This is a genomic window from Nostoc sp. NZL, from assembly GCF_015714705.1.
GTDB classification, from domain to species: domain Bacteria; phylum Cyanobacteriota; class Cyanobacteriia; order Cyanobacteriales; family Nostocaceae; genus Nostoc; species Nostoc foliaceum_A.
The window spans coordinates 1-7281 of the sequence record NZ_WBKL01000027.1; the positions used below are offsets into that span (position 1 = coordinate 1).

Sequence of the window (7281 nt, forward strand, 5' to 3'; positions counted from 1 at the left end):
GGGCAGGGGGCAGAGGGCAGGAGGTAAACCTTATAAATAATCCAAAATCTAAAATCTAAAATCCAAAATAGTATGAGACTTAAGAATGAAAGCACCATTGCCTGATAATGAAACACAGCGAATCGAATCTCTTTTGCAGTATAAAATCCTCGATACTCGTTCGGAAGCTGCCTTTGACGATCTTACCCGTTTAGCCTCATATATTTGTGGAACTCCCATTGCCTTAATCAGTTTAATTGATAGCGATCGCCAGTGGTTCAAGTCAAAAGTTGGTTTGGATGCCCTAGAAACACCGCGAGACTTGGCATTCTGCGCCCATGCTATTATGCAACCTAAGGTTTTTGTTGTACATGATGCCACAGAAGACGAAAGGTTTGCTACAAACCCATTAGTCACCTCTGACCCTAATGTTCGGTTTTATGCTGGTGTACCACTAACTAACCCTGAAGGATATGCACTAGGAACACTTTGTGTAATTGACCGTGTACCAAGAAACCTCTCTCCAGAACAAGTGGAAGCATTACGAATTCTAGGCCGCCAGGTAATTAAGCAACTAGAAATGCGGCGCAACTTAGCAAGTTTAGTATTGGTGAGTCATACACACAAACAGGCACAGAAGGGACACAAACAATTTTTTAAAAGAGTAGCTGGAGGGTTTGGGTTAGCATCGGCAATTTTAGTTTTGATTGGCGTGATTTCTTATCAAAACACACGTATATTGATTGATACTAGTAATCAGGTACAAAAAACCCAAGAGAAAATCAATAAACTGGAAGAATTACTGTCCGAGGTGAAGGATGCTGAGACTGGACAACGCGGTTACATCCTCACTGGACAAGCAAGTTATCTGGAACCTTATCAAGCAGTAGTTACAAACATCGATCAAAAAATTGCAGAACTGAAGGATTTAATCGCAGATCAACCTAGCCAACAAAAGCAGTTTGCAACCCTTGAAAGTCTGATAGCTGCAAAACTTGCCATACTCAAGCGGACTATATACCTGCGTCAAAATCAGGGATTCGAGGCGGCGTTGCAGGTAATCCAGACAAATCAGGGAAAACATCTCATGGATGATATCCGCAAGATCATTTATGAGATAGAGAATGAGGATAAAGGGTTGCTTCAACAGCAGTCACAAGCTGCAAAAGCCAGTGCTAAAAACACGGTTTTGACACTTGCGATCGCTATTTGTCTAAGTTTTCTGATTCTGGCTATAGTTTACTACTTAATTTCTCGTGAGGTCAGAGAGCGTAAATTAACAGAGGAAACACTAAACACAGAACGCAACTTTATCTCAGCAGTCCTTGATACAGCCAGCGCTTTGGTAATAGTTCTTGACACACAAGGGCAAATCGTTCGCTTTAATCAAGCTTGTGAACAAACAAGTGGTTACTCATTTGATGAGGTGAGAGGAAGGCATTTCTGGAACCTGTTTTTACTTCCTGAACAGGTAGGGCTGGTTAAAGGAGTTTTTGAGCAGTTGCAATCTGGTGAAGGGCCCAAAGAATACGAAAGCTATTGGGTAACGAAGGATGGCAGTCGGCGGCTCATTGCCTGGACTAACACTACCTTGCAAGACTATGAGGGTTGCGTTGAATACATTGTTGCCACGGGTATTGACATCAGCGATGTTTACGAGGAGCTTCGTTTACGCAAACGAACTGAACAACATTTGAAAGCACAGTACTCTACAACACGCGTCTTAGCAGAGTCAACTACAATCGACGAAACCATGCCCCAAATCCTGCAAGGAATCTGCGAAAGTTTGGGATGGACTTTTAGTGAATTTTGGATAGTAGATCAGCAAGCAAATCTACTGTCCTTGCTAAATACATGGTATAAAATCTCCTTTGAGATGCAAGAATTTGACATCCTAAGTCGGCAGACTACGTTTGCATCAGGAATTGGGCTGCCTGGTCGTGTCTGGGCTAGTGCCGAACCTGTTTGGATTGCTGATGTCGTGAAAGATCAGAATTTTATCCGCTCTCAAATTGCTGCCCAAGCGGAACTGCACGGAGCTTTCGGTTTTCCGATCTGTGGTGGTAAAAAAATCCTCGGTGTCATTACCTGTTTTAGCCATGAGATTCAGCAAGCTGACCCAGATTTGGCAACAGTCATGAATTCTATTGGTGAGCAAGTAGGGCAGTTTATCGAGCGCAAGCAGGCAGAAGAAGAACTTCAACGCCAAAACTTGCGATCGCAACTATTTACTGAAATCACCCTCAAGATTCGTCAGTCTTTACAAATCAAAGAAATTCTCCAAATCAGTGTTACGGAGGTACAAAAAATCCTCCATAGCGATCGAGTTTTGATTTATCAACCTTTGGCAGATGGATCTGGAACCACCATTGTTGAAGCAGTAGTTTCTGGCTGGCTGACAATCAAAGACAAAGAGCTAGTCAATGCTTACTTTCAAGCGGAATATACACAGCAGTACTATCTACAGCAGTACCGTCAAAAACGGAATCTGGGGCTTGCTGATTTTGATCTAGTCGAAGTCCAAAAAAGCCACATAGAATTACTGCAACAATTTGGGGTCAAATCCAATTTGGTCATACCGATTCTGGTTAAAGAAGAACTCTGCGGTTTGCTGATTGTCCATCAGTGCGGCAGTTCCCGCCACTGGTCTAGCTTTGAAACTCATCTTTTACGGCAAATAGCTGACCAAGTAGGTATTGCCTTAGCCCAAGCTCAAATGTTAAACGCAGAAACTCAACAGCGAAGAGAACTCGAAATTGCCCGTCATCAAGCTGAATTAGCTTCTAAAACCAAAAGTGCCTTTTTGGCGAACATGAGCCATGAAATCCGAACTCCGATGAATGCTGTGTTGGGCATGACAGGCTTAATGTTAGAAACTCCCCTAAACTCGGAGCAACGAGATTTTATCGAAACAATTCGCATTAGTGGAGACGCTCTCTTAAGCCTAATCAACGAAATTTTGGATCTATCCAAACTTGAGGCTGGGGAAATGACCCTAGAAACTCTAGATTTTGACTTATCTACCTGTGTGGAAGAGGTGTTGGAATTATTGGCTCCCCCAGCCCATAATAAGGGATTAGAAATTGCCGCGTTAATCTATCCCAATGTCCCCACCCATCTGCAAGGTGATGCTGGCCGCCTGCGGCAAATTCTCATGAACCTGATCAGCAATGCGATCAAGTTCACCAGTAATGGAGAGGTCGTACTACGAGCAGAATTGCGATCGCAAAACTCTACTACAGCCACCATCCACTTTGCCATCACAGATACTGGTCTTGGCATTACCTCTGAAGACCAATGCAAACTCTTTACGCCATTTACCCAAGTAGATGCTTCCACCACCCGCAAATATGGCGGCACAGGTTTGGGATTAGCCATCTGCAAGCAACTGGTGAGCTTAATGGGAGGAGAAATTGGCGTAGACAGTCGGTTGGGCAAAGGATCTAAGTTTTGGTTTGAAGTAACTTTTGCCCAGCAACTCCCCTCTGTATCCTCAGAAAGCGAACGCGGACTTCTGACTAATCGGCGCTTGTTAGTGGTAGATGATAATGCCACTAATCGCAAAATCATCCACCATCAAGCTACTCGTTGGGGAATGCAAGTAGATCAGGCTGCTTCGGCTGCTACTGCCCTCAAAGCTATTCAGGAGGCTGCTAAGCAGAAAAATCTCTATGACGTTGCTGTGATTGATATGCAAATGCCAGAAATAGATGGCATGTCCTTGGGAGAACAAATTAAGGCAAATTCAGCGATCGCTAGTCTACCTTTGATTATGCTTACCTCTACTAATCAACGGGATGAAATCCAACGAGCGCTAAAAATAGGATTTGCGGCTTATTTGGTCAAACCTGTCAAACCGTCCCGACTCCTTGATACCATCATGACTATTTTAGGAACGCACCTGGAACAAGAGGAGTCAGAATGGGCTACGTCCCGCTTTGCTAACAGGAGTCATTACGAAAACAACAGCAACTATCATTCTCCTAGCTCTGACTCCACCAAACTTAGAATTCTTTTAGCTGAAGATAATCTGGTGAATCAGAAAGTTGCCTTGAAACAACTCCAAAGCCTGGGTTATAGCGCTGATGTTGCTGGTAATGGGAAAGAAGTTTTGCAGTTATTGGAAAAAATTCCCTACGATTTAATTCTCATGGATTGCCAAATGCCAGTTCTCGACGGTTTAGAAACCACAAAAGAAATTCATCGATGGCAAGAAAGCAGCTTTGTCAATAGTCGTCGTCCTGTAGTAATTGCGATGACAGCTAATGCCATGAAAGAAGATCAACAACTGTGTCTAGATGCCGGAATGGACGACTATCTGAGTAAGCCAGTAATGAAAGAAAAGTTGGGTGCGGCGCTAGAGCGTTGGGGAAGTGTGATATTTATGGAAAAAGAAACTGTTGCCTTAGAGCAGACAGCTTCTACAACAGATGTAGGTTCAGTTGACCTCCCAATAGATTGGGAACGTTTGCATCAACTCTCGGAAAATAACCCAGAATTTGAATTGGAACTACTGCAAATATTTGTTGAAGATATTCAACCTCGTCTAGAGGTAATTAAAATAGCGATCGCAGATCATGACTTTGAACAACTAGCGCTCCAAACCCATCAAATTAAAGGTGCCAGTGCCAATGTTGGAGCTACAACCATGCATCTAGCCGCAGAAAAACTAGAACAACTAGCTCACAATCAAGAACGTCGAGGTACTACTAATTTAATCTCAGAGTTAGAAGAGTTTCTTAAACTAATTCAAGAATTTTTAATCAAGACTCTTAACTCCTAACTCCAAACTCCTAACTCCAAACTCCCGCTGTAACTTTAATAATATTTACTAATAAATAAACAGTAACGATTATCTCCTGTAGGCTCATAAGTCAACTTGTCGGCAATGGTAGACATGATTTTTAAACCACGCCCGCGCTCTTGAACGTTATCCTCAAATTCAAATGTTTGCTGCAATTGTTGCTCTAAGTCAAAGGGTTCACCTTGAGACCAGATGCGAATTTCTATATATTCATCTAACCGCACTGCTTCCATCTCAATAGGACTTTCAATAGGTAAATTTTTGTGTGCATGTTCAACAATATTAGTAAAGCCTTCTATCAAAAGTGTTTGACATTGCCACCAAATTTGCTTATTGGGAATAGGTGGTTGATTAATCTGCTCGAACCAAGACAAAACTTGAGGCGATGCTGTCAGGTCTGTGTTGACTTTAAGATAAATTTTATTTTTCACTTCTTAACCCAGAAAATATTTTGAGATGATCATATTCGGTAATTAATTTATTTAATTTGAGTAATTTCACTATACATTTCAAACTAAATTTCATATAAGTTGTGTTAGAGCAATCACTTACTTTTTATTCTACTTAGCAAAATTTAATTTATGTTTAAAATTCTGGTTATTGATGATGACCCTATAGTGCGAACAGTACTGAAAAGAACACTCCAAAATCAGGGTTATGATACCACTATTGCTAGCAATGGTGAAGAAGGAATTACACAAGCACAACTTCTACGTCCTGCTCTGATTATCTGTGACTGGATGATGTCTCAGGTAGATGGGCTAGAAGTGTGTCGTCGAATTAGAACAGATCCAGAGTTGGCAACTACTTTTTTTATTCTATTGACAGCTAGGGGAGCAGCTCGAGGAGAGGAGGAAGATAGAGTTAGGGGACTTGACGCTGGAGCAGACGAGTTTATCTCTAAACCAATAGAGATGAATGAATTGAAAGCACGGGTAAGAGCAGGACTAAGGTTACACCAGCTAAATCAGGATCTACAAAGTCAAAAGCAAGCTTTAGAGACACTCAATCAGGATTTGCAAACCCAAAAGCAAATTTTAGAAGCAGAATTATCTGAGGCCGCTGATTATGTGCGATCGCTTCTACCCTCACCGCTTGTAGGATCGGTAACTACAGAAAATCTGTTTATTCCTTCAGCACAGCTAGGGGGTGATTGCTTCGACCATCATTGGATTGACGAGGATAATTTGGCAATTTATTTGTTAGATGTATCAGGTCATGGGGTAGGTTCAGCCCTTTTATCTGTGTCCGTGCTGAATGTTTTGCGATCGCAATCTCTACCAAACACTAACTTTTGTCAACCCAGTGAAGTCCTGAAAGCCCTTAATCACGCCTTCCAAATGAGTAAACACGGTGATAAATACTTCACCATCTGGTATGGAGTTTATCACCGTCTTAAACGTCAACTCATTTATGCCAACGCCGGACATCCACCAGCTTTATTGTTATCTAATATCTCTACGAACAGCATCGAAGTTAAACAGCTAACTTCTTTAGACTTACCAATTGGCTTTTTACCTGATGTCAAATTTGAGGATGCTGTTTTTGAAATTGAAGAAAATAGCACTTTATACATCTTTAGTGATGGTGCTTATGAAATTAATCAGTCAGATGGTAAAATTTGGGGTATTGATGCTTTCATTGACTTACTAACCAAATATAGCCAGAAAGATACCTGTAATCTAAATCAACTATTAGCGAACATTCTCACATTAAATGCTCAAGATAACCTTGATGATGACTTATCTCTAGTCAAAGTTAACTTTGGTTAGTATAGTCAAACGTGCATTTGAGATTTTTTCATAGTTTATTGTGTTGCTAATACTTGGCGATTAAATTCATCTTGGTCAGCAAAAGTTTGCACAATTCTATCAATTTTTGTCAGTTCAAATAACATTCTTACTTGATCGCTGATAGAACAGACAAAAAGCTTACCATTGGCATTTCGCACCATTTGCATCGCCGATACTATAGCACCTAAACCAGAGCTATCAATAAAGGTTACTTTTTTCATGTCAATCAACACAATATCGGCTCCTTTTGTGACGACACCACTAACTTCATGACGTAACTCATTACCCCTAATACCATCTAAAATTCCAGATAATTCCAGGACTACAACATTCAATTTCATAGCTTTACTTTCCTGCTGTTTGGTTTGAAAAATATATGTGTATATTTTGGCATTGATATAAGGCAAACTGCAATAGATATCATCTAGCAATACTTTTTTTGTCTATTATATGCAGCTAGGCTTGTTTGATTGCTTGCCTATTATTATTTGCTATGGCAGTAAAGAAGTTACTAACTACTGGAGTTTAGACTAAAAGCGATAGGAGAGAACGCAAATCAAAAGAAATTAGAGGTTAAAAATATTATCTTGTCAGCCTTAAAGCATCCTGACCTTTAACAATTATTGTGTAGTATACCTATTCAGAAAACAATACAATAATGATAATCATAAAAAGGGTGGGAGAGAAACGAGCGTCGCTCGTTTC

The 7281-nt window shown here is 40.8% G+C and carries 4 protein-coding genes; 2 read left to right on the forward strand and 2 right to left on the reverse strand.

Annotated elements, in window-relative coordinates; all coding sequences use genetic code 11:
- The first annotated feature begins 85 nt into the window (after positions 1–85).
- Positions 86–4762 (forward strand): response regulator, encoded by a 4677-nt coding sequence (locus F8R90_RS03220; RefSeq protein ID WP_196509533.1) that lies wholly within the window; start codon positions 86–88, stop codon positions 4760–4762.
- A gap of 35 nt (positions 4763–4797) precedes the next feature.
- Here the strand turns inward: F8R90_RS03220 and F8R90_RS03225 are convergent, their stop codons facing one another.
- Complete coding sequence (locus tag F8R90_RS03225; protein ID WP_196509534.1) at positions 4798–5214, reverse strand: ATP-binding protein; 417 nt, start codon at positions 5212–5214, stop codon at positions 4798–4800.
- A 150-nt stretch (positions 5215–5364) separates the two neighbouring features.
- Between F8R90_RS03225 and F8R90_RS03230 the strand changes: the two genes are divergently transcribed.
- Positions 5365–6555: a SpoIIE family protein phosphatase gene (locus F8R90_RS03230; RefSeq protein WP_196509535.1), complete on the forward strand. Its 1191-nt coding sequence runs from the start codon at positions 5365–5367 to the stop codon at positions 6553–6555.
- A gap of 35 nt (positions 6556–6590) precedes the next feature.
- On the opposite strand, the gene F8R90_RS03235 is transcribed toward F8R90_RS03230, so the two are convergent.
- Complete coding sequence (locus F8R90_RS03235) at positions 6591–6917, reverse strand: STAS domain-containing protein (protein WP_196509536.1); 327 nt, start codon at positions 6915–6917, stop codon at positions 6591–6593.
- Positions 6918–7281 lie beyond the last annotated feature (364 nt).